This window comes from Pseudalkalibacillus sp. Hm43 (genome assembly GCF_051842935.1).
Taxonomy (GTDB): Bacteria; Bacillota; Bacilli; order Bacillales; family Fictibacillaceae; genus Pseudalkalibacillus.
Genome location: NZ_JBPXRR010000001.1, coordinates 771444 through 795543, shown reverse-complemented (window position 1 = coordinate 795543; position 24100 = coordinate 771444). Strand labels below are relative to the sequence as shown.

24 protein-coding genes and 1 other annotated feature are annotated in these 24100 nt (G+C 42.1%); of the genes, 7 read left to right on the top strand and 17 right to left on the bottom strand.

The window, feature by feature from the left end; all coding sequences use genetic code 11:
• Positions 1-60: 60 nt before the first annotated feature.
• Positions 61-741 (bottom strand): adaptor protein MecA, encoded by a 681-nt coding sequence (gene mecA / locus ACSVDE_RS04260; RefSeq protein WP_439299727.1) that lies wholly within the window; start codon positions 739-741, stop codon positions 61-63.
• A gap of 361 nt (positions 742-1102) precedes the next feature.
• On the opposite strand from mecA, the gene ACSVDE_RS04255 reads away from it, so the two are divergent.
• Positions 1103-1774 carry a TerC family protein gene (locus ACSVDE_RS04255; RefSeq protein ID WP_439299726.1) on the top strand — a complete coding sequence of 224 codons (672 nt, stop codon included), beginning with the start codon at positions 1103-1105 and terminating at the stop codon, positions 1772-1774.
• A 59-nt stretch (positions 1775-1833) separates the two neighbouring features.
• On the opposite strand, the gene ACSVDE_RS04250 is transcribed toward ACSVDE_RS04255, so the two are convergent.
• Together ACSVDE_RS04250 and spxA are read right to left on the bottom strand one after the other, a co-directional pair.
• Positions 1834-2832: a nuclease-related domain-containing protein gene (locus tag ACSVDE_RS04250; RefSeq protein ID WP_439299725.1), complete on the bottom strand. Its 999-nt coding sequence runs from the start codon at positions 2830-2832 to the stop codon at positions 1834-1836.
• 319 nt (positions 2833-3151) lie between these two features.
• Positions 3152-3547, bottom strand: a complete 396-nt coding sequence (gene spxA, locus ACSVDE_RS04245) for a transcriptional regulator SpxA (protein WP_226552126.1) — start codon at positions 3545-3547, stop codon at positions 3152-3154.
• A gap of 332 nt (positions 3548-3879) precedes the next feature.
• Here spxA and ACSVDE_RS04240 point away from each other — a divergent pair, with 332 nt between their 5' ends.
• Positions 3880-5058: an efflux RND transporter periplasmic adaptor subunit gene (locus tag ACSVDE_RS04240; RefSeq protein WP_439299724.1), complete on the top strand. Its 1179-nt coding sequence runs from the start codon at positions 3880-3882 to the stop codon at positions 5056-5058.
• Positions 5059-5067: 9 nt separating this feature from the next.
• A complete protein-coding gene (locus tag ACSVDE_RS04235) occupies positions 5068-8142 on the top strand; it encodes an efflux RND transporter permease subunit (RefSeq protein WP_439299723.1) in 3075 nt (1024 codons plus the stop codon).
• Positions 8143-8266: 124 nt separating this feature from the next.
• On the opposite strand, the gene ACSVDE_RS04230 is transcribed toward ACSVDE_RS04235, so the two are convergent.
• Both ACSVDE_RS04230 and ACSVDE_RS04225 read right to left on the bottom strand, forming a co-directional pair.
• On the bottom strand, positions 8267-8392 hold the full coding sequence (locus ACSVDE_RS04230; RefSeq protein ID WP_318290060.1) for a hypothetical protein: 126 nt from the start codon (positions 8390-8392) through the stop codon (positions 8267-8269).
• 22 nt (positions 8393-8414) lie between these two features.
• Positions 8415-8957, bottom strand: a complete 543-nt coding sequence (locus tag ACSVDE_RS04225; protein WP_439299722.1) for a GNAT family N-acetyltransferase — start codon at positions 8955-8957, stop codon at positions 8415-8417.
• Positions 8958-9190: 233 nt separating this feature from the next.
• Here ACSVDE_RS04225 and ACSVDE_RS04220 point away from each other — a divergent pair, with 233 nt between their 5' ends.
• A complete protein-coding gene (locus tag ACSVDE_RS04220) occupies positions 9191-9370 on the top strand; it encodes a hypothetical protein (protein WP_439299721.1) in 180 nt (59 codons plus the stop codon).
• 193 nt (positions 9371-9563) lie between these two features.
• On the opposite strand, the gene ACSVDE_RS04215 is transcribed toward ACSVDE_RS04220, so the two are convergent.
• A complete protein-coding gene (locus tag ACSVDE_RS04215; protein WP_439299720.1) occupies positions 9564-10754 on the bottom strand; it encodes a putative glycoside hydrolase in 1191 nt (396 codons plus the stop codon).
• Positions 10755-10995: 241 nt separating this feature from the next.
• Between ACSVDE_RS04215 and ACSVDE_RS04210 the strand changes: the two genes are divergently transcribed.
• A complete protein-coding gene (locus ACSVDE_RS04210) occupies positions 10996-11532 on the top strand; it encodes an HD domain-containing protein (RefSeq protein ID WP_439299719.1) in 537 nt (178 codons plus the stop codon).
• 6 nt (positions 11533-11538) lie between these two features.
• On the opposite strand, the gene ACSVDE_RS04205 is transcribed toward ACSVDE_RS04210, so the two are convergent.
• The 7 genes from ACSVDE_RS04205 to ACSVDE_RS04175 form a co-directional block, all read right to left on the bottom strand.
• A complete protein-coding gene (locus ACSVDE_RS04205; RefSeq protein ID WP_439299718.1) occupies positions 11539-11958 on the bottom strand; it encodes a hypothetical protein in 420 nt (139 codons plus the stop codon).
• A gap of 113 nt (positions 11959-12071) precedes the next feature.
• Positions 12072-12926, bottom strand: a complete 855-nt coding sequence (locus tag ACSVDE_RS04200) for a DegV family protein (protein WP_439299717.1) — start codon at positions 12924-12926, stop codon at positions 12072-12074.
• Between the two features lie 126 nt (positions 12927-13052).
• Positions 13053-14045, bottom strand: a complete 993-nt coding sequence (locus ACSVDE_RS04195; protein WP_439299716.1) for an ABC transporter ATP-binding protein — start codon at positions 14043-14045, stop codon at positions 13053-13055.
• Complete coding sequence (locus ACSVDE_RS04190) at positions 14045-15064, bottom strand: ABC transporter ATP-binding protein (RefSeq protein ID WP_439299715.1); 1020 nt, start codon at positions 15062-15064, stop codon at positions 14045-14047. Before ACSVDE_RS04190 ends, ACSVDE_RS04195 begins: the two co-directional genes overlap by 1 nt.
• A gap of 19 nt (positions 15065-15083) precedes the next feature.
• Positions 15084-16100 (bottom strand): oligopeptide ABC transporter permease, encoded by a 1017-nt coding sequence (opp3C, locus tag ACSVDE_RS04185; RefSeq protein WP_439299714.1) that lies wholly within the window; start codon positions 16098-16100, stop codon positions 15084-15086.
• Complete coding sequence (gene opp3b, locus ACSVDE_RS04180; protein WP_439299713.1) at positions 16100-17029, bottom strand: oligopeptide ABC transporter permease; 930 nt, start codon at positions 17027-17029, stop codon at positions 16100-16102. Before opp3b ends, opp3C begins: the two co-directional genes overlap by 1 nt.
• A gap of 160 nt (positions 17030-17189) precedes the next feature.
• Positions 17190-18866, bottom strand: coding sequence for a peptide ABC transporter substrate-binding protein (locus tag ACSVDE_RS04175; RefSeq protein WP_439299712.1), 1677 nt, complete (start codon positions 18864-18866; stop codon positions 17190-17192).
• Between the two features lie 440 nt (positions 18867-19306).
• Here ACSVDE_RS04175 and ACSVDE_RS04170 point away from each other — a divergent pair, with 440 nt between their 5' ends.
• The gene (locus ACSVDE_RS04170; RefSeq protein WP_439299711.1) at positions 19307-19669 is read left to right on the top strand and encodes a DUF3899 domain-containing protein; all 363 of its coding nucleotides are present in this window, start codon (positions 19307-19309) and stop codon (positions 19667-19669) included.
• 50 nt (positions 19670-19719) lie between these two features.
• Positions 19720-19965 (top strand) — a binding site (T-box leader).
• A 58-nt stretch (positions 19966-20023) separates the two neighbouring features.
• A complete protein-coding gene (trpS, locus tag ACSVDE_RS04165; protein ID WP_439299710.1) occupies positions 20024-21019 on the top strand; it encodes a tryptophan--tRNA ligase in 996 nt (331 codons plus the stop codon).
• Positions 21020-21077: 58 nt separating this feature from the next.
• Here the strand turns inward: trpS and ACSVDE_RS04160 are convergent, their stop codons facing one another.
• From ACSVDE_RS04160 to ACSVDE_RS04145, 4 genes are all read right to left on the bottom strand, one after another.
• A complete protein-coding gene (locus ACSVDE_RS04160) occupies positions 21078-21746 on the bottom strand; it encodes a type 1 glutamine amidotransferase domain-containing protein (RefSeq protein ID WP_439299709.1) in 669 nt (222 codons plus the stop codon).
• A 113-nt stretch (positions 21747-21859) separates the two neighbouring features.
• Positions 21860-22609 carry a YjbA family protein gene (locus ACSVDE_RS04155; protein WP_226552150.1) on the bottom strand — a complete coding sequence of 250 codons (750 nt, stop codon included), beginning with the start codon at positions 22607-22609 and terminating at the stop codon, positions 21860-21862.
• Positions 22610-22718: 109 nt separating this feature from the next.
• Positions 22719-22940, bottom strand: coding sequence for a hypothetical protein (locus ACSVDE_RS04150; RefSeq protein ID WP_439299708.1), 222 nt, complete (start codon positions 22938-22940; stop codon positions 22719-22721).
• Positions 22941-23093: 153 nt separating this feature from the next.
• Positions 23094-23996: a glycerophosphodiester phosphodiesterase gene (locus ACSVDE_RS04145; RefSeq protein ID WP_439299707.1), complete on the bottom strand. Its 903-nt coding sequence runs from the start codon at positions 23994-23996 to the stop codon at positions 23094-23096.
• Between the last annotated feature and the right edge of the window lie 104 nt (positions 23997-24100).

Genomic DNA, 24100 nt, shown 5'->3' with positions numbered 1-24100 from the left:
AAAACAAGCCTCAGAACAAAATGAAAAACGCCGAAATTCAAGGAGAAAATCGGCGTCCCTTTACTTCTCAGGGAAGTATCCGCTCATTTGATCGAGCGCATTTTCTAATATGATCACTTTACCGTATTCTTCAATACGATGTACAGTCAATTCAGTTTCATCACCATACTCAAGCATTTGACTGAGAACGTCATCTTGCTCAGCTTCACTGAACGTATCATCGAAGGTTACATACAGATAGTATTTCCCTTCATAATGATAAAGGCTATCCATAAATGAATCTGTGCTCACATTGTGACTTAAGGAAATCACATCTTCAATATCCGGGAATCGAAGCATGAAGGACAAGTAATCTTCATCATCTGTTTCAACAGATCCTTCTTCCTGATCTTCATCCGTACTGAAGTGATTGTCGAGCATTTTTTCAATATTCTCATCTACTGGTACGTCTACTTGCTTGTCGTCTGAAATCGGCAGCTCCAACTTCGAGCCGTCTTGAGATAGTGAAGCTCTTGTCACAAGAATTTCCAGTCCTTTATCCAAAGCTTGGACTTGGATCCACAACGGACCTTCTAAAGAAAACTGTTCCTGTTGATGGGCTTCATCCATCATCTCCCAGAATAACTCTTCTCCTCGCTCTCGATTCTGCCAAATCTCTTCTTTATCAAAGCCTCTTGTTTCTATATCATGATACGTTATAAAAAATTTGATCGTATACTCATTGACACGTTCTATTTCCATGGTGTTTCTCTCCCTTCGATCCAGATTGCCACCTGGAAGAGATGTTGAACCCCTGTATTTTGAAAAATACTTCTTCACTTAGTATAGGTATTCCCGAATTGGGTGTAGCTAAATCAATTATCAAAAAGTTGGAGTTTCTTGTACTTCTATTCTATGATAAATAAGTAAGGAATGAAATAAAAATGCATGACCATTTTTTGTTTTTCCGCAGAAATAGGCCATTTACCGATACCACTGGTGCTTGACGGTTCGTGAAAACTATTTTATACTTTCAACGTTCTGCAGTTTGTACATACTTTTTGTGATTGTACGTGCATATGATTTCTACGTCAAGTGTTACATATAGAAAGGGGTTTCCCACTTGGAATCAGAATTTCTTATAGCATTGCTTACCATCATTGCGATCGACATCGTGTTGGGAGGAGACAACGCCGTCGTCATCGCACTTGCAAGTCGAAATCTCCCAGAGCATCAACGAAACAAAGCGATATTCTTCGGTACTGGACTCGCCATCGTCGTGCGGGTTATTTTAACGGTCATCGCCGTCTATTTGCTAAAAGTACCTTACCTGTTGTTGATCGGTGGAATTCTGCTCGTTTACATCTCTTACAATCTGCTCGCCGAAGATAATGGAGAGGCCAATATTAAGAGTGGCACGACACTCGCAGCAGCCATCAAGACCATCGTCGTTGCAGACATCGTCATGGGACTGGATAACGTCCTAGCGATCGCGGGTGCTGCTCACGGCAACATCCTACTCGTCATCATCGGGTTGCTCGTATCCGTTCCAATCATCATCTGGGGAAGTAAGCTGATCCTCCACTTCATGGAGCGATTCCCGGCAATCGTCTATATTGGAGCTGGAATCTTAGCTTATACCGCATCTAAAATGATTTTGGAAGAACCGATCGTCCAGACATGGATCGGACACAATCAAATGATTGAACTGCTCATTTATCTGGTCATCATTGGAGGAGTCCTGTTCTTCGGTTGGCTATCCGGCCGAGTCAAAACGAGCGAAAGCACGAACTAAAATGGCAGATTGACAAGAAGCTTATCTGATTTTTTATCGGGTAGGCTTTTTTTGTGGAGTTAAGTGCGTTTCGTTGGTTGACCTAGATCGAGGGATTCGAGTAGGTAAGCGCGGTTGGAGGTGGTGCCTTGGTGTGGGAGGTGCAACTGCTGCAGTACGTAATTCGCACCAGCAACATTATTGATGTGTAGGAAATCTCTGACTTGTTGATTGGTGATTGTGGGATTGATGAGCAGGAAGTAATCTTGAAGAGCATTAAGGTGAGCTGATTTAGAGGAAGAATTACAATCGGTGCATACCCATTTTCCGTGCACTCTTTTCATTGGAAGAGAAGTACATTGAGGACAGTGGACACCAGTTAGCAAATCTTGCTTTCTGATATTATATTTTTTCAATAAGTCGGGATTTGCAGGTTTATGGTGTTTAATGAAGAGTTTCGTGATTTTTTTCAGTTGCTTGGTTGAGAGGATCTCTTTTTTATGAGTAGATTGATGTTTATGGATACAGTCAAGCAATTTTGTCGTTCTTAACACTTTGTGGGAGAGGATTTCCTCATTATTTTTTGGAACAATTTTTGCTCGATCATTGGCCACAATCACGTATGAATGGATAGGAATGTTCGCAGGGAATCTGAAATCTTCCAACCATCTTGAGAATTGATAATGCTGATGATTCACCTGTTGTATCGGGTCTTTATACACCTCTTCCCGATCACCGACTTCTTGGATCAGTTGATTATACCTCGTGTCGAATTTAAGTGTGCCCGCCATGTTTTTCACTTCTAAGATGAGTATGAAGTTTGAGTGGAGCAATAACGTATCAATCTGGAAGTGATAATTGTTACTACTCAATAACCTGAGACCCTGACAGATCACATAGTCCTTCATGTTCAAAAAGCTAGTGTAATAATCGAGCGACCTTTCACCCCAATCCCCTGATTTGATTGACCTTAAGTAGCTTTCAATTTCCATACGAGCTGGATGATTCAGCTCAATTCTTCTTAATAATGCTTCAAGTTTTTCTCTGGTGTAGGATTTAAATTGGATTTTTTGCTTCAAAAAATCACACCTTTTCATAAGATAGATGTTTCTTTCTCTTTAGTGAAGCAAAATACCTCTATTCGGTGCTATTTTTTCTTTATTATTGTTTGGTGAGGATCTGGTTTTAGAAAAAATAGGGGATGTTTTGTAAAAATTGGGGTCAGTTTTAGAAATTTGAGCAGGTATCTTAGAAAAAACGAGGCGGGTTTTAGAAATTTTTGACTGTGTTTTAGAAATTAGTAAAAAGTGCCCAGCCCACGTGCCGCTTCGCTCCCCGTCCCCAAAAACAAAAAAAGACTGTTGCCTCACCTTCGGTTTAGCAGCAGTCTTTTTATCATTAGTTGACCATTTTTTGTGCTTCTTGCAATTGGAACGTACGAACTTTACGTGGTAAGAAGCGGCGGATTTCGTCTTCGTTATATCCGACTTGTAGACGTTTTTCGTCGATCATGATCGGACGGCGAAGAAGTCCTGGGTTCTCGCTCATCAGTTCGAATAGATCTTGCAACGGCATCGTTTCAAGATTCACGTTCAGTTCTTGGAATGTCTTTGAGCGCTTAGAAACGATTTCATCCGTACCTTCTTCTGTCATACGAAGGATTTCTTTCAGCTCATTGATTGACAGTGGCTCTGAGAAGATATTACGCTCTTGGAAAGGTATTTCGTGCTCTTCTAGCCAAGCTCTCGCCTTTCTGCAAGAAGTACAGCTTGGGGAAGTATATAGTGTAACCATAAGGAATCGTCTCCTTCCATGATTTATATCAATTAAAAAGAATCTTACTTTAGAAAAATTATTTAATCACAATTCATATTATACTACATCTTCTATGTGAATGATAGGGTCTATTGATAATTCTTATCAAAACCATAGGAATTACAAAAATTTAAGTACATAGATTGAATTACCCTTGTTATAACATTTTAAACGTCGGATTTGTGAAAAAAACTTTGACAATTTAGTGAGATGAAACCGTTCTATGAGAGTTTCATGTTCCTTTCACGTATAATAAGCCTTAGAACTTTTTTCATCTAATTTCTCTTAAATGATAATGGAGTTGAGCACGCTTGAATATTAAAGTATTTCTACTTCTGACCATGACACTCCTGCTAGCTGCATGTTCGGAAGATAAAATCACAAGTGAAAATACATCCAACAATGCGATCCCAGTCGAGACATCTGAAGTGAAACAAGAAACTTTTACAAAAACAGCTGAATTGGTCGGTAAAACAGTTCCTTCCGAACAGGTGCCGATCATTTCGTCTGTCCCTTCACCAATCACAAAGGTGAACGTTGAAGATGGTGACGCCGTCCAGGCTGGTGACCTCCTTTTCCAATTGGATGATTCTGATATCCGGCAACAATTGGCGCAGGCTCGTTCTGCTGTTACGACTTTAGAGAATACAAGAAACCAGGTCAATGCAGCGATCCAGCAGCAACGTTCGACGCAATCGCAGATCAATTCGGCCATTAACGACGCAATCACCCAGTTAGAAGACATCGAATTACCAGAAGAGTCCCAGGGTGAAGAAGCGGTTGGCACCGTCACTGAAACGTTGAATCAATTGAAACAGTTGACTGGGACAGGCTCAGCGATTACATCGAATGCGCTTCCTCTCATCAATGCTCAATTAGAGCAGGCGCGGCAAGGTGTCCGGCAAGCGGAACAAGCCTTGAATGCAACGAAGATCACTGCACCTATCGATGGAACGATTGAGCAGATCAATGCTAAAGAAGGAGCACCGGCGTTGCCTGGTTCCCCACTTGCAATCGTCTCCAGTAAAAATGAGCTGAAAGCGATTTTCCAAGTGAACGAGTTTCAAAAAGAGAACGTATCAAAAGATATGATCGTGACGATTTCAATAGATGACATCGATGACACTTTCGATTTGCCAATCCAGACGTTAAGTGATGAACCGAACCCAGAAACGAATACGTACTCGATGACTGTCTTACTCGATCAAATTGATAAGCCCATTCCGTCTGATGCGCTCGCCACTGCACAAATCAAAACCCAATCGGTCGAAGGGGCATTGACTGTATCCAATAAGGCTCTTCTTTTTGAAGATGAACAGCCTTACGTCTTTCTTGTCCAAAAAGACCGGGCGATCAAACAAGAGATCACGATTGAAGCTCAAGGAAATCGGACCAGCTACATAACAAGTGGTCTCGAAAAGGGTGATCTCGTCGTGACAGATGGGAAATATCAATTAACAAATCGTTCGAAAATCAGCTTCAAAAAGTGAGTGGATTCCATGAAAATAACGAAACTTTCCGTATTTAGACCTATAGCAATGGGAATGGTCATCCTTTTCATGCTGATCATCGGTGCCGTCAGTGTCCGGAATACACCGGTCGATCTATTCCCTGACCTGACCTTCCCTGTTGCTGCTGTAACCGTAACCTATGAAGGGGCAAGCCCAGAGGAAGTCGAGAAACTGCTTGCCACACCGATTGAAAATATCATGGGAACCATTCCGAATGTGGAGAGTGTTTCTTCTGTCTCTCGTACAGGCGGAGCATTGATCATCGTCTCCTACACCTGGGGGACCGATATGGACTTTGCCGCGCTCAAAATGCGTGAACAATTGGACGCAGTACGTGAGCAACTCCCTGGAGATGCACCTCAACCGAGGGTGCTCCGGTTCAATCCGAATGATCTCCCTATTGTCCGTCTAGGCATCCAGGCACCAGAGGGAGATCTCGTTTCCGCTAAAAAACTCGTCGAGAATGAAATCAAACCGGTGCTCGATTCTGTAGATGGTGTTGCTGCTGTCACCATTGAAGGGGGCACAGAGAAAGTCGTCAATCTTTCAGTCGACCCAGCGGTCCTCAAAGAGTATGGTTTGACAATCGACCAGCTCCGCCAAATTTTAGCAGGAGAAAATGTAACTTTACCAAGCGGAAAAATTAAAGATGAAGGATTGGAATATCCAGTCCGCGTCTACGGGGAATTTGATTCGATCACAGAATTGAAACAGCTCCCGATCCCGACAAAGAGCGGCGTCATCCAGTTGGAACAGCTCGTGGATGTGACCGAAACGACCGCGTCTGCCGATCAGATCAGTTACTTGAACGGCAAGCCGAGTATCGGAATCTCAATCCTGAAACAATCCGGTGAAAACACAGTTACGGTTGCGAATAAGATCGAAGACAAGCTCGACAATCTCAAGTTATCAGAAGATGTTGAAGTCGAGACGATTTTCAACCAAGCGAAATTCATCAAGCAATCGATCAGAGCCGTCATCTATAACATGCTGATCGGAAGTGTGCTCGCTGCAGGAATTCTGTTCTTATTCTTAAGGAACATCCGCAGCACACTGATTATCGGATTCTCCATTCCGATCTCCGTGATGACCGCGTTCATCTTCATGTACTTTTCAGGACAAACCTTGAACATCCTGACACTTGGTGGATTAGCCCTCGGTGTCGGAATGATCGTCGATAACTCGATTGTCATACTGGAGAGCATTTATCGATTACGGGAAAAAGGAGTGCCACTGAAAGAAGCAGCCATCAAAGGAACGACAGAAGTCGGTGGCGCAGTCATTGCATCCACCTTGACCACTGTGGTCGTCTTTTTACCAATTGTATTCGTTGATGGTCTGGCAGCCCAATTGTTCAAACCACTCGCATTAAGCGTGACATATGCGCTGGCAGCCTCTTTAATCACAGCATTGATCATCGTGCCATTGCTCTCATCCAACATGATGACAAGAAAGCAAAGGACCATGATCAGCAAAGAGCGGTTCTTGAATTTCCAAAGACGATATGTGTATATGCTCAGAAAAGCTTTGCGTTATCCAAAAAGAGTCATCATCGGTACAGTCGTCTTACTGTTGATTTCACTATCCGCCATCCCATTCATCGGGACGGAGTTCTTACCGGCACAAGATCAAAGCTTTGTGAATATAAACGTGGAACTCCCTCCTGGTAGTTCCTCTGAAACCACATACAATACGACTGAAAAAATTAACAACAAGCTGAAAGCGATCGAGGAAATCGACTTGTATTACGTTACCATCGGAGGATCGAATGACTTTTCCGTCCAAGCTGGTACGAACAACAACAAAGCGATGTACAGCATTCTTTTAAAACCGATTGCGGACCGGGAAAGATCCGATGTGCAAGTCGCTGAGAAAATCAGGAATGATCTTGATTTCATCAACGAAGCGGAAGTGTCGGTCCAGGCGAGTGACAGCGGCTTTTCAGAGTCTCCAGTCTCACTCGAAATCAGCGGACCTGATTTGCGTACCCTTGAAGTCATTTCCGATCGTGTAAAAGAGGAAATGGCAAAGGTCGATGGCATCCGAGAAATCGAGTCCAATTATGAAACCGGAAATCCGTTGGTAGAGATTGAAGTGAACCGGAACAAAGCTTCGAGCTTCGGATTGACTAGCGCACAGGTATCCCTTGCGATACAGAATGCGACAAACGGTAAAGTGGCGACTGCCTTCAACCGGAATGGAGATCAAGTGGACGTCCGAGTAAGAGTCGACCCGTCTAAGCTGGAAACGGTTGAAGACCTTGAGGAGCTCCAAATCGAATCCCCGACTGGAGAACTCGTGGAATTGGGAGCAATTGCGGACATCAAACCCGGTAAAGGTCCTAGCCAAATCAATCGAACCGATCGGCTTCGGGAAATCCGAGTTTCTGCATCCATTCTGGATCGTGACCTTGGAAATGTCGTGAAAGATGTGAAAGAACAATTACGTGAAAATGTATCCCTTCCTCCTAGTTATGAGATATCTTTCGGAGGACAGAATCAACAGATGAATGATGCATTCTTCAAGCTGAGCGGTGCATTGGCACTCGCTATCGTCCTGATCTATATGGTCATGGCTGGCCAATTTGAATCGTTCTTCTATCCATTCATCATCATGTTTGCCATACCACTCACGGCAATTGGCATTTTGTTCGGACTGGTGGTCACGGGGCAACCGTTCGGCGTAGGCTCACTCGTCGGTATTCTGATACTGACAGGAATCGTCGTCAACAACGCCATCGTGCTAGTCGACTATATCAACCAGTTGAAGCAAAGAGGTCTATCCACATCAATTGCGATCGTACGTGCGGGAAAAGCACGCTTGCGTCCGATCATGATGACGGCACTCACAACCATACTAGGGTTGATCCCTCTCATGCTGGGTATCGGTGAAGGGACGGAGATCCAGCAGCCTATGGCGATCGTCATTGTCTTCGGTCTCCTGTTCGGAACATTAATCAGTTTAGTATTCATCCCAGTCATCTACTTGCTGTTTGACCGTGTAAAAGAAAAGCGTGCAAGAAGAAAGCAACAAAACCAGGATGAACCACTATTAAATGAATAAACGAAAGAAGAGGCGCCTGTCATGCGCCTCTTTTTGTCGTCAAATATGTAAAAAGAGGCTTAGTCATAAGTGGTCATTCACTCATGACTAAGCCCCCTGTTTTTTCAGTAAATCAGAATAGAGTTTAGGCAGTATGCTTCGATTGGGATGCTGGTCCTTTTGTCGGTTTCGGAGTCCAGCCTGGTAGCCTGTTTCTAAGAAGATCTTTCAACCATTCGCGTTTCTTCTTATTTTTAGTACGGCGTTTCATACCATCACCGCCCTTTCCTTGCTTACTCTTCAAAGGTGAGAACGTCGTCTACATCCTGATAAGATTTACCGTAAATCTCCACATCTTTATACGTGTGGATCTTCTCATACGTTTTCTTCATGCTTTCATATACCATTTCTTCAGACTCATCTTTCGGAGCCCAGAATAGGATTTCCATTTCATTAATTTCATTCGTTGCTAATGAACGGCGTCGGTAACCGATTGATTTGGCGTGGACGAAACCTTCACGCTTATAAAAGCGCTGTCTTTTTTCCGTATCAGTATCTTCGTAATCGACGGGTTCCACTTCCAAGATGATCGGCTTACCCTTATTCTTCATTTCTTCTAACAGTTTGTGACCAATGCCTTGTCCACGGGCAGCTCCCGAAACGTAGATGTAATCAATGAATAGAAAATCTTCGAATTCTGCATACATGAGGACATGATGTTCACCTTCGTCTTTGTGATAGACGTCCCCTTGTTCCTTCAACAATAGCTCCATGTGTTTCTTCGACTTCATTTCTTCCACAGGAAAGTACTCGTTTAATTTCTCGTACCAGTTCATTGATCTATCCTTTCTTTTTTGATTCTTCTCTTCCATTATAACACAACCTCCGATTCCATTTTTCAAAGTATTCGTAATTTGGATGAAATGAACTATTTTTATGTCGAGATTAAAGTATTAGGCGTTCAAGGTATAATCAGTTAATTATTTCCCCTCTTTCCTTCCAACGAAACTTCTTTTACAATAGTAGTATTAGAAAAATGTGGATGTTACATACAAGGGAGGACTGCTGGATGGACTTTTTCATTGATATGACACTTCTAGGTCTTTTCATCATCGGGTTGACTGCATTCATGGGAATCATCACTCATGGTGTAGCCGCAAAGCTTTTTGGGCGGGGAAATGCAAAATTCTTCTTGAATAAAAGTAAAGGAACGCAAACAGGATGGCGTAAAGTACAAAGACGCCCATAAAGACTTAAGAAAATTGCTATAGGATAATTATAGAAACATCTTGTGCAAATTAATTGGAGAGTAAGGTGCGAGACTCCAGCGGGCTCACCGCACGCCCCGCGGAAAGCGAGCACCTGAATCGGAAATCAACTTCCTACAAGAACAACAAAATTTGCGAAAACAAAAAAGCTGGCCAGCGGCCAGCTTTTCTTCATTACGGCGTATAATCTACATTCGGTGTATAGGTGTTACCTGCATCCCACAGGAGGAATTCCTTGATGCCATTTTCATTCAAAGCCCTGATCTGCGCTTCCACTTCTGCCTTTCCATAAACCCTGTAATTCCCAGCACCTAGATAGGAGGCTGTGAAATCTTGGATCCATGGACGGGATGTTGGTGGATTTTCAAGCTCAGCCAACTTTTTGTTTTCCATTTTCGCGTACTCCGTAACCAATCGATATGGCTCGAGATCCGGCTTTGCAATTCCGAAATACGACGTCCAGTGACTCGGATAGATCATAGATGAAATCACATCCACATGGCTGGCGATTTTCGTGAAGTTCTGTCCGATACCCGGCGCTTCAGGCAATGTCGCAGTGTAACCGAAGATATCCACGGAAACGTCAACATCATACGGCTCGAGCTTTCCTTTCGCATATTCTACGAAATCAGTGACCGCAGATACTCGTTTCTGTACATTCTCCATATCGAGCTTCGCGTAGTCACCCATGTTGTATTGAAGCGTTGTGTCTCTCTTCTCAAATCCTTCAGGGAATCTTACATAATCGAACTGGATTTCCTGGAATCCAAGCTTCGCAGCTTCTATAGCGATCGCGACATTATAGTCCCAGACTTCTTTCATGAATGGGTTGACGAATGCTTCCCCACGTCCATTCTTCCAGATCGCATTTCCGTTCTTAAACGATAATTCCGGCTTTTGACTTGCTAACACGGAATCCTTGAATACAACAATCCGTGCAATCGGATAGATTTTTTCTTTTTCTAAAGTTTCAAGCATCTTTCTAGGATCCTTGATATAAGGCTGACCAAATGAATGCATCGGGGAAGATTCATCTGGTATGTATGTGATGTTCCCTGTATCATCCTTGATATCAATGACCATTGCGTTCAGATCCGTACCATTGATCAACGATATCAATTTCTCAAACCGGCTGCCCCCAGCAGAGTGACCCGTTACATAAATACCTCGTACAGCATCTGGATATTCAAAATTCAGACCAGAATCATAGACGAATCGAGGCATTTTCTCTGGTAATTCTCTCTTCATTACGTGTGATTCAATTCCTTGATGATATGCTACTTTTTGTTCCGGTTTTTCGTCAGCCATCTCCCACGACGGGAACGACAGCAGGAACAACGACATAATTACTTTGATCATCCCCATATTCCGTTCCTCCCCTGTTGTTAATCCTATAGATACTATTATAAAAAACCAATCTTTTCATGAGAAGTAACTTTCGACATATATTTCATCAATTTTCCTATTTTGTTATGGAAATTACGATTATTGTAAGAAAATTTCTGTTGACAGGTTTTTGTCAACTATGCGTTTATTTTTTTCTTGAAATGGTCTACAAAACATGCTATATTGTTGAACAATACACTCAAGAACAGGAGGTATACCCATGCATAAGCCTACATTGTTGGAAATTTTCAATCATCCTAAAACACAAAAATACATTCAGCGTTCAGGAGTTGTGCATGCGATCGCCTCTAGTTATCATGCTTTCAAAATTGCACAACGCTTTGGTGTCGATCCTGAAATGGCTTGTAAAGCAGCTTTGCTCCACGATATCGGTCACTACACGTGGTACCGTGATGGTGAGTGGGACTTCGAGCTTTATAAAGCGAACGATATCCATGCCATTAAAGGTGCAGAACGGGCACATAAAATCCTGATTGAATTAGGGGAAAAAAGAGAATCTGCGAAGGAAATTTCATTAGCGATTCTCCTGCATACCGATTCCTATCTACCTCAGGGCAGCTTGCATCTCAGCCCATTGCAAAAGGTTGTGAAACTAGCTGATGAAGCGGATGAAGAGCCGAACGGCAACCATCATTACCGTACCATTGCGCATGACAAAGCTGTCGAGCTAATTCTGAAGCTTGACAACAAAATCCAAGAAAGTAAAGGCGAAACAACGTTTCAACAAACCAGTTGATCCTCCTCAGGACAAATAACAGTAATTCGTTGTTTTGTCCCTTTCAATCATGTTACAACCCAGTTCAGTGCTTAACTGGGTTCCGTCCACTTCCCCATCATATTGAAATTGAACTTTGACCATCTTGAGATATTTCGCTTTCTTCACCGCAAATTCCAGTAGTTTTACCTCTAATGGGAAGGAAGTCTTCTCTTCATTGATGTATAGACTTTTGATACCAAGGGTGTCTGTCGTGTGATCGATCATGTACCACAATAAACCTACCCAATCATCATCGTTTGAAAATATATAGATCTCCTCATTTTCTCTTAAATGAATCGAATGCTCATCCAATTCGGCAGCAAAAGCTGGAGTGATTCCGTTCTCACGTATTAGTTGTAGCAAAAAATCACGATCCATTTCCGGATCATACTGATAAAAAATCATCACCCAACCCCCTTCTCTACCATTTATACGATTATTTAACATGTATTATACACAAGCTCATTGATATCCTGCCTTTAAGAACATAAAAAAACAGCTCTCTAGAGAGAACTGTTCTAAAATTTGATGAAACCAATCAACTTTTCTCCACCGTAAGTTCCAATGACACTTCCGAGCTTGATACAACGGATCTTCTTGAAGGAGTCTAGAGAAAATTGTTCTTTGAACGTATCAAAGACGACCTGTCTTGATGGATAACTGTGCACGATGAATAGCTCTTCGTGGTTATCTTTCCATTCCTGGACCATCTCAGACAACTTTCGGATCCCCTTCTTCTTTCCTCGGAAATTTTCAAGTGTTTCGACTGCGCCATCTTTTACCTTCAACAGAGGTTTGATGCTCAGGAAATTCCCTACTTTTCCTTGTAATGTAGAAATCCTTCCACCTTTAGTAATGTTTTCGAGCGTTTCAAGAAGGATGATTCCGGCTACACTTTTCTTCCGTTCTTCAACTTGAGAATGAACCTCTTCGGCCGAAAGACCTTGTTTCACCAAATCATCTGCATACTCCAGTAAGTAAATGACACCAGCGGACACTGTGCCTGTATCAACGACATACAGCTTGGATTGTTCTTCATCTGTCAGCATCTCTTTTGCGACATTCGCACTTTGATAGGTGCCACTCAGTCCACTCGCCATCCCTAAATAAATGATCGTATAACCTTCATTGATCAGTTTGTGGAATGTGTCATAGAACTTTTGTGGAGCTGGTTGACTCGTTTTTGGAAGTTCTTTAGCACTACGCATCTTATCATAAAACTCTTCATGGGTGATGGTGATCCCATCTAAATAAGTGCCTTCATTTTTGAAATCTACATTTAATGGGACAACATGAACCGGACAAGATGTTTCGATGACATCTTCCTGACCAAGATAATCGCTCCCACTATCTAATACAAATGCAATAGACATATACTTTCCTCATTCCTGTTCAGACTATCTCTTATTATCCTAGAGGGTTTTTTGATAAATTACAACTACTTTCAATCAAAAAGAAAACGATCTCTTTTCAGAGATCGTCTCTTGTACGTTCAATTATTAGTTTTCTTTCACTTCGTCATCGTACAAGTGACACGCAACATAGTGTCCTTCACGTGCTTCTTGCCATTTAGGAACGACTTTCGCACATACGTCCATTGCGTGAGGACATCTTGTACGGAAACGGCACCCGCTTGGAGGAGAAACTGGACTTGGTACGTCTCCCTCAAGGATGATTCGTTCACGACTGCGTTCCAATTCAGGATCTGGAACTGGAATTGCAGATAACAATGCTTGTGTGTAAGGATGAAGTGGCTCGTTGTATAGCGTATCACTATCAGCCAACTCAACAAGGTTGCCCAGGTACATAACACCTACACGGTCACTGATATGCTTAACCATAGAAAGGTCATGGGCGATAAACAGATATGTGAGACCGCGTTCACGTTGAAGCTTCTGCATCAAGTTGACAACCTGAGCCTGGATAGATACATCCAATGCGGAGATCGGCTCATCAGCAATGATGAAGTCCGGATCTACCGCAAGAGCACGTGCGATACCGATACGTTGACGTTGTCCACCACTGAATTCGTGAGGATAACGGTTCGCGTGTTCTTTGTTCAAGCCGACTGTCTCAAGCAATTCATATACTTTGTTCAATCGCTCTTCCTTCGACTTGGCAAGACCGTGGATATCAATACCTTCTGCAATGATATCTTTTACGGTCATTCTTGGGTTCAAGGATGCATATGGATCTTGGAAGATCATTTGCATCTTACGATTGAACTCTTTTAATTTCACTTTATCTTTCTTTCCGTGAACATCTTCGCCATCAAATGTGACTGAGCCGTCAGTTGCTCCGTAAAGTCGGATGATTGTACGCCCAGTTGTCGACTTACCACATCCGGACTCACCAACGAGCCCTAACGTTTCACCTTTATAAATGTTGAAAGAAACATCATCAACTGCCTTTAGATGTTGTCCTTTCCCCATGTTGAAATACTTCTTCAGATTCTTTACTTCAACTAATACTTCTTTTTCTTGTGTAGACATTAGCGTGCACCCCCAACAGTTGCCTCAGCAGGTTTTTCTACTTTAGGTGCTCTTTCATCAAGTAGCCAGCATGCTGCTTGGTGTGTACCTGAAACTTCTGTTGCTTCTGGCATATGATCCACACAAACTTGCATTGCATGAGGGCAACGAGCTGCAAATGGGCATCCTTTCGGAGGATCGCTCAAGTCTGGTGGTGAACCAGGAATTGCAATCAGCTCAGTGCTAGAATCTCCTACTTTCGGCATTGAAGCCAATAGTCCCCAAGTATATGGATGTTGTGGCTTATAGAAGATTTCATCAACAGTTCCTGTTTCTACGATTTGTCCACCGTACATGACTGCCACACGTTGAGCAGCATTTGCTACGACACCTAAGTCATGCGTAATCAAGATAATAGCTGTACCCGTTTTATCTTGCAAGTCACGCATTAGGTCTAAGATCTGTGCTTGAATCGTTACGTCTAGTGCAGTTGTCGGCTCATCGGCAATCAAAATCTTCGGATTACAAGCAAGTGCAATCGCGATGACGACACGCTGTCTCATACCACCAGAGAACTGGTGAGGGTATTGCTTCAAGCGTGATTCTGCATTCGGAATACCAACTAGTTTCAACAACTCGATCGCACGAGCTGTCGCTTCGGACTTCGACATCTTCTGATGAATTCGAAGACCTTCCATGATCTGATTCCCGATCGTCATCGTCGGGTTCAGTGAAGTCATTGGATCCTGGAAAATCATAGAGATCTCAGAACCTCTGACTTTTTGCATTTGACGCTCTGAATATTTGGCTAAATCTTTTCCTTCGAAAAGAATTTGACCTTCTTTAATACGACCAGGCGGGTTTGGAATCAATCGCATGATACTTTTGGAAGTAACGGATTTACCAGAACCAGATTCACCTACGATCGCTAAGGTTTCCCCTTTTGTTAAATCGATATCGACACCTCTGACCGCCTGGACTTCTCCAGCGAAAGTGTCAAATGATACGTGTAAGTTTTTTACTTCTAATATCTTTTCCATACTCTTCACCCACCTTCTACTATTCTCTCATTTTAGGATCTAGTGCGTCACGTAATCCATCGGCTACAACGTTGAATGCAATCATGATCAAACTGATTACGATAGATGGATAGATCATTTGATAAGGGAAAATCTGCATATTTCTGTACCCCTCATCAATCAACGTTCCTAATGATGCCAATGGCGCCTGCAATCCTAATCCGATAAAGCTCAAGAATGCTTCGAAGAAGATTGCAGCAGGTATCGTAAACATCGTGTTGATGATGATGACACCTAGTACGTTAGGAATTAAGTGTTTGGATATGATTTTGTTATCCGAAGCACCCAAAGTACGTGCAGCTAATACGAATTCTTGTCCTTTAAGCTTCAACATCTGTCCACGCACAATCCTCGACATTCCTATCCAACCGGTTATCGTCAAGGCGACGGTGATGGATATTATACCTGGATCCAGTACGAGGATCATCAATATTACAACGACCAAGTTCGGGATACCGATCAAGATCTCAACAATACGTTGCATGACGTTGTCGACACGTCCACCGTAATAAGCGGAAATACCACCGTAAGCTACACCGATGACCATATCAATTGCAGCAGCAAGCAATGCAATGTAAAGAGATACTCGAGTTCCTTGCCAGATACGAGTCCACTGGTCACGGCCCAGTCCATCAGTACCGAACCAGAAGTAAGTTCCTTCTTCCTGGCCTTTCAATTCATACATGTCGTTACCCATCTCATCTTTACCATCCATGATTCCTAGATTTTCAATTCCAGGAACTTTCGCTGGTAGATTCGCACGGGATAGATCTTGCTCAGAGAAAGAATATTGGTTCATCATAGGTCCAAAGACTGCGAGAATCGTAAGGGCTAGTAGAATGATACAACCAACGATAGCAGCCTTGTTCTTACGAAGACGGATCCAAGCATCTTGCCAATAGCTCAAACTTGGTCCGGCAATCTTTTCACTTTTTTCACTATCTAAATTAGCAGGCTGAAACAGTTCATCAGTTAAATAGTCTTCACGTTTACTCATTACTCTTTCCCTCCTGCTAAACGAATTCGTGGGTCAATGACTCCATAAAGGATGTCGACGATCAAAATGATCAAAATCAAGAAGAATGAGAAGAATAAAGTCGTTCCCATGATTACTGGGTAATCATTAGTTGTGATGGAACGGACGAATTGTTCTCCTAGTCCTGGAACTGCAAAGATTTTTTCAATGACAAGCGTACCAGTCATGAGTCCTACTGCTAGTGGTCCCATGATCGTGATAAGTGGAATCAACGCATTTCGGATACCATGTTTGAATACGACTGCAAAACCACTTACACCTTTTGCGCGTGCGGTTGTGATGAAGTCTTGATTCATGACTTCTAGCATTTCTGTACGTGTGAAACGAGCTGATATTGCAATGACGAATACAGCTAAGGCAATAGTCGGAAGAACAGAGTATTCCCAACCTTCCCAGAATGCGACTGGGAACCATTGTAATTTAACACCTACATAATACTGCAAGAGTGCTGCAAATACGAAACTCGGAATCGACTTACCGATTACTGCTATCAAGGTAGCACCGTAATCCCATACTGTGTTATATCGGACTGCCGAAACGATTCCTAATAGAATTCCAAAAATCGCACCGAAAATGATTGCTTGAATACCTAACTGTGCAGATGGACCGATACGATCCAAAATCAGTGTCGTCACTTCACGACCATCGAATTGAAATGAATTACCTAAATCTCCAGTTAATACGTTACCCATATACTTAATATATTGAATAGGGACGGGGTCATTAAGCCCATATTTCTCAAGTATGATCGCTTCTTGTTCAGCAGATAGTTTTTCCGCATTGCTCAGGGGCGTCCCTGGCATGATCTTCATGAGGAAAAACGTCGCTGAAGCAATGAGGAGCAGTGTGATTACCATATAAACCACACGTTGAAAGATATACCCTTTCATCCTCTTCCACCTCCATGTTGTTCTCCTGAATACATTAATAAATAAAAGGATTTATTATTTTCTAAAAATTATCCGTTAACAGGAAAAGAGAGTATACGTCATTCAGGACGACATATACTCTCCTGATACTCTCCTGATTCTGACTAATCAGTGCTTATTCTTACTTCTCGATATAAGCCCACTTATAGCTATAGTCAGGTCCAAATGAGTGAATCGGTACATTCTTCACATATGGCTTCCAAAGTTGGGAAGTTCCACGTTGGTAAAGTGGTCCGATTGCAGCATCTTCTTCAAGTAATAGTTTCTCAGCTTCTTGCATTGCTTGGAAACGCTCTACAGGCTTGTCAGCAAGTTCGTTCTTCGCTTGTTTCACAAGCTTGTCATACTCTGGGTTAGAGTAGCCCATCTTGTTGTGACCACCGTCAGTTACCCAAAGGTCAACGAAAGTCATAGCGTCAAGATAGTCAGGACCCCAACCAGCGAATTGGATGTCGTAATCTTGTGCTTCATCAAGCTCTAGACGTTGCTTAAATGGAACGTTCTTGAGATCGATTGTCAAACCAGGAAGAGCTTCTTCCAATTGGTTTTTGAAGTAGTCTTGCATCTTCATAGCTGTTTCAGTGTCTCCACCAAGGATTTCAAGTGTTACGCTATCCTTGCCAAGAGCTTCTAGACCTTTTTCCCAATGTTCTTTAGCTTTATCTTTGTCAGTCTTCAAAAGATCGCCATTTCCTGCGCGGAAGTCTTCACCTGTTTCAGGATGTGTAACGAAGTCCTGTGGTACAGAGAAGTATGCAGGAATAGATCCATTGTTAAGGATTACGTTTACTAGGTCTTCCTTGTTTACTGCCATGCTCAATGCTTTACGTACGTCAACGTTCGCTAATGCTTCGTTACGAGTTTGGTTATACTTGAAGTAGAAGAGTACCGGCTCTCCGTAAGATTTGAAATCTTCGTGATCCTTGTACTTGTTAACGAATTCAGAAGATAGACCTGCACGATCGATCTTTCCAGTTTCATAAAGGTTAACTGCAGTTGCAGGGTCTTTAACAACCTTTACGTTGATTGTTTCAAGCTTAACGTTTTCAGCATCCCAGTAGTCAGGGTTCTTCTTAAGTACCCATCCTTCTTCGTGCTTCCAATCAGTAAGCAAGAATGGTCCGTTATAGATTAGGTTTTCGTCTTCAAGAGCGTATTGATCTCCTTGCCCTTCAACGAATTCTTGATTTTGTGGTAAGTATGTTGCGAATGTAGTCAAGCTTAGGAAGTAAGGAGTTGGACGCTCAAGTGTTACTTTCAACGTCTTCTCATCTACAGCTTCTACACCTAGTTCTTCTGGCTTCATGTCACCAGCAGTGATTGCTTCAGCGTTCTTTACAGGACCCATGATGAATGAATATTGTGAAGCAACTTCAGGGTCAACTGCTTTTTGCCAAGAGAATACGAAGTCCTGTGCTGTTACAGGAGTTCCGTTTGACCATTGAGCATCACGTAGTTTGAAAGTGAATACTGTTTGGTCTTCGCTTACTTCGTGACTTTCAGCGATACCAGGTACCGGCTGGTTGTCTGGACCTAAGCGATAAAGTCCTTCCATTGTTTCGTTCATAACTTGGAAAGCTACAGCATCTGTACCTTGTACAGAATCCATAGTTGGGATCTCTGCACTCTCAAGAATGTTCAATACTTGAGGTACATCTGTGTTACCTTCTTTACCTTTGTCTCCATCGCCGCCATTTTTGTCTCCGTCAGCGCTATCTCCGCCTCCAGAACATGCAGCTAGGAACATGCTCAACACTAGAGTTAGTGTTAGCAGCAATGACCATTTTGACTTCTTCATGCCTTAATGACCTCCCCTAAATATTGGTGAAATGTAGCGAACGCCGCCCCGAAAAATTGTCAGATTTTTGAGGAATTTCGTTCACAATTTGTATTATACAAGTTTTCGGACTATTTTGCATGTGTTTTTTTAATATATTTTACAAAAAGCCCATGTTCATTACGGTTTCATAACAAAAATTAGGACTATATACCCACTTTAAATATGCGCGTATTTGGGTATACAGTGCGTAAAAATTGAAGATTATGTATACGGATGATGTGTAAAGATTGATATATAAGCATTTTGAATATAAAAGAATGCATATCATATGCATTTGTCGTTCATTCGCAAATCTTCTGACAAATTACAGGTGTTGCTCCTATGTAAAGATGTGTATGAATCGTTAAGATATTGCTTGATTCTATCATTATCGTGTATCATCGACTTGAGGTGACACGATGAACTTAATAAAACGATCCATATATGCTTTGATCATTCTGTTAATAGTAGGTGTAGGTGCAGGATTCTTCTATTACGATAATCTAACCTTTGTTGCTGTATTGAATTCTGTATTCATGGTATCACTCGCCTACATTATGCTTGGTTGTCTGATGTTCGTTGCTAGGGGGGGATTTTTTGATGCTATCACTCTTAGTTTCAGACGTTTTATGAAGAAAGGCACCAAATACGGAGATATAATGGATGATGTAGAACGAATGGAGTTACCATCGGAGGTCTTCGAATATAAAGCCACAGAACCTCTACTGATTTCCGGTATCATTGCCTTTTTGGCAACCGTTCTGATCTCCTTCAACATTTAGTGTTGCATTTGATAATCCATTTGTATATACTATCGATAATCTAAAATTTCACACATGCGATGAGGAAGAAAAGTACACTTCACACCCTTTTCAAGAGAGTCTGTGGTTGGTGGGAACAGATAAAGGCTGGAGTAGAATGGGCTTCTGAGCATTCAAACCGAAATAAGAGTAGGCTTTGACGTCCAGTCCAGACGATATCCAGGACACTCTGTCTGCAGATCAAGCACGCAGAGAACTGAGTGATTCTTTATCCGAAGAATAATTCTGGGTGGCAACGCGGTGCAATCGTCCCAATAATGACGATTTGCGCGGCGTTTTTTATTTTGTTCAAAAATTTACAAGGAGTGAAAAGACATGTCCGTCATTTTCTCAGGTGTCAAACCAACCGGATTTCCTACACTAGGGAACTATTTAGGAGCTTTGAAACATTTCGTTACGTATCAGGAGGAACACGATTGTTACTTTTGTGTAGTCAATCAACACGCGATTACGGTTCCTCAAGATAAGTTGGAACTGCGTGACAACACGAGGAAGCTCGCAGCGCTTTATCTTGCGATCGGAATCGATCCACAGAAATCAACGATTTTCATTCAATCTGAAGTACCTGCCCACACGAAGATGGGATGGATCATGCAATGTGTATCCTATATGGGTGAACTTGAGCGCATGACTCAATTCAAAGATAAAGCGGATCAGCGTGTCGGCGTATCAGCTGGATTGCTGACTTATCCCCCATTGATGGCATCAGATATCTTACTTTACGGAACAGATATCGTACCTGTCGGTGATGATCAGAAGCAGCATCTTGAGCTGACAAGAGACTTAGCAGAGCGCTTCAACAAACAATACAACGACATTTTCACTGTACCGGAAGTGCACATCCCTAAGGTTGGCGCACGAATCATGGATCTTGGAAATCCGTTGAAAAAAATGAGTAAATCCGATGAGAACGCAGCAGGTTATATATCCATGCTGGATGATGAAAAAACAATCATGAAGAAAATCAAACGAGCCACAACAGATTCTGAAGCAAGAGTGAAGTTTGACAAAGAAAACAAACCTGGCGTTTCAAACTTGTTGACGATCTATTCCCTCTGTTCAGGGAAATCGATTGAAGACATTGAGGCGGAATATGAAGGAAAAGGCTACGGTGACTTTAAGGAAGGTGTGGCTAATGCCGTCATCAGCCAATTGAAACCGATCCAAGAACGGTATCATGAGCTCCTGAATTCTGAAGAGTTGGATGACATTCTTGATCAGGGTGCTGAGAAAGCGGATCGCGTGGCCAATAAGATGCTTGCGAAAGCGGAACGAGCAATGGGCTTAGAGCGCAAAAGGAAGAAGAAATAAAAGAGTGACCGTTAAAAGGCAATTTTTAAGCCTTGACGGTCACTTTTTTTAGTCCATTTTATTGTTCATTGAGCGCTTCAATGAATTTTAACGCGGTACTTTCGCTCGACATTGGATTTTGACCCGTAATGAGGTTCCCATCTCGTATAGAGAAGTCGGTCCACTTGTCTCCCCTTACGAACTCTCCACCTTTTTCACGAATTGCAGTTTCTAGCAGAAACGGCATCTCTTCGGTCAATTGCATTTCATGCTCCTCTTCATCTGTAAAGGAATTGACCGTCTTACCTCGTACGATAGGAGTGCCATCTTGATAAGTGACATTAACGAGACCCGATGGACCATGGCAAACGGCTCCAATAACTTTATTCTCATCTGCCAGTTTACCGATCAGCTTTTGCATAACTACATTTTCTGGGAAGTCGAACATTGTACCATGTCCACCTGGTAAAAACACAGCGTCATATCCTGCGGCTAATTCTTCTTCTGATAAACTTTCCGTATTTTCCAATTGTTTGCGCGCCTCATCATAGTCTGCATTAGGTTCCTCCGGAATACTGTTCGGATCCAGAGGAATGTTGCCACCCTTCGGGCTTCTCACATGAATTTCATAGCCCTGTTTTTCAAATAGGTTGTAAGGAACAGCAAATTCTTCAAGCCATAGTCCGGTCTCTTGTTCATCATTTATCTTGTCTGCATTCGTTACGATCATCAACACTTTCTTAGACAAAGTAATACCTCCTTCAAATAGTAGAAGCTTTACGTTGCCAACATTCCCTCATGACCGTAATCATAAACTTCATTTTCATTTCACACAAAGATAGCTGACTCGTTTCGAGTCAGCTAATTTACGTGTGTTCCTTTTTCAAGTTCCCATATTTTCTCAAAATAGGGTTGCCCTTTAATCAACCTTTCACAGATTGTCTGATGCTTCGATGTCCACCCCTGAGATACTTCCATATACAATGCTCTCCAAGCTTCTTCAAAGCTCATATCTTGAATGGAGGAATACTTTTCAGGAAACCATTCTGTATACCAGTATCGGGCTTCAGCGGTGTTCGCACTGGAATACATTTGATCCAATGCCATGAACAGTAGTTGTTTGAGCTGCCTCTCTCTTCTGGTCAGCCCTTTCATGTTTTGCGGGTCTGGTGAAAGAATGTGGTACTCTTTTTTGTGGAACTCATCTGTATCGAATGTATACGGCTTCGGATCCAACTCCTCTGCCATTTCATATACGAGTTGTTCCTGTCTTGGAATCATCCGGCTTTTCCGTATCGGAATTCGGTAGCCCATCGTATCGATGATCATACATTTCCGACCATCCGTTGCGATGAAACAATACTCGATTTGCTCTCTCTGGTTGTTCTTCCGAATATAGCTCTTATTCTTTACTTCTTCCAACAGCTCATTCGGTAGTTCGCTCAAGTCATTCTCTATGTAGTTTAGGAGAGGCGATTCCATTTTAATGATTGGAACTTGATCAAGAAGCTCAATGAAATCTTCTTTTCGCCATTCGTGAAATTCACAGACATTATAGCCGTTCTCTTCGCCTTCGAACCAGTTTACCCAAACATCTCTCAAGTACAACATGTATACCCCTCACTTTACAGGATTTACTGTTTGTTAAAATCAGTATAGTCAGAGGTAAAAGAATTTATTCTATTAACAGACATTTTCCGTCGACAAATGTATATCGCCGTCATTCATCTGAATTGTTTTTCATAGAAGGAAGATAAATACTCCCCCAGATCAATGCCAGTCCAATAAGAAAAATCATAAGCTCTACTCTTTTGAAAATAAACATGAAATAGTTCGCAAATCCATGACCTGTCGTAACTAAATTCAAAAAGGCGATCAGACTGACGCCACCAGAAACGGCAAAACTGAATCCGATCATTAGAATGAAGAATCGAAAAATCAAAGCCCTCATCTCCTATACGAGTGCTTGTACATGGTTAGTTCACTATATGGAATTAGTCACGATGTTATGCCATTTTTTATTAAAGAAAAACGACTTTCTTCTATTATATGTATACAAAAAAAGAGCTGATTAAAATCAGCTCTCTTCCGTATCTTATTCTTCTTCTTTATCGTCGTCTTCACCCGATGTTGCTATTACTTCTTCTAGTCGATCAGGGAAGTTCGTAAACATTCCCGTCACGCCCCAATCAATAAGTTTTTTCATATCTTCTTTTTCATTGACTGTGTAAGGATGAATTTCAAACCCATGAGATCGAACTTTCTCCACATACGTTTGATCAATCTGCGAATGGTTCATTCCTAAGCCCATTGCATATTGCTTATAGGTTTCCAATTCTGCATTGGTAATCGTTGCAGGATTCGTATACCAGAGAAGTTGAACGAGTGAAAGATCTGGATTAAGGTTATGAAGTTTTTGTAGACTAGCTGGACTGAACGATTGGATCAACACTTGGTCAGAAGGTACTTCCTCTCCAATCAGACCATGCTTTTCTAACGTTTCAAGCAATTTCTCTTCCATCCCTGGATAAACCTCTGGAGATTTCGTTTCGATATAATATTGTGCTTCAGGTCCGAATTCTTTTAGTACTTCATCCAATGTCGGTACTTGAAGTCCTTCATATTCCGGTTTAGCATATTCAGGATACTTCTCATTGAACCATGATCCAGCATCCAACTCTTTAATTTGAGCGAGCGTATGGTCCTTGACCAATCCTTGCCCATTGGTTGTACGATCAAGCGTTTCATCATGCATTGCAATCAAATGACCGTCTTTTGTCATTTGCAAGTCGATTTCAATGTAATCTCCACCCATTTTTTCACCTAAAGCATAGGATGGCAGGGTATGTTCAGGCGCATGACCTGAAGCGCCACGGTGAGCAACGTTCAAGATGTTCTTCTTATCATCCGAGTCATTGTCGTCGGCGAAGACCGCGTTCGTCATTCCCGAACTGATGAATAATATCAAACCTAAAGTCAAGATGATGGCTTTTTTCATATTTTCTATCCCTCCAAATCTGTATTACACAAACTACAATAATGGAGGGATGTTAAGGCGGTGTGGGGAAATGCTAACAGTTCGTTTTCACCATTGTGAATTTT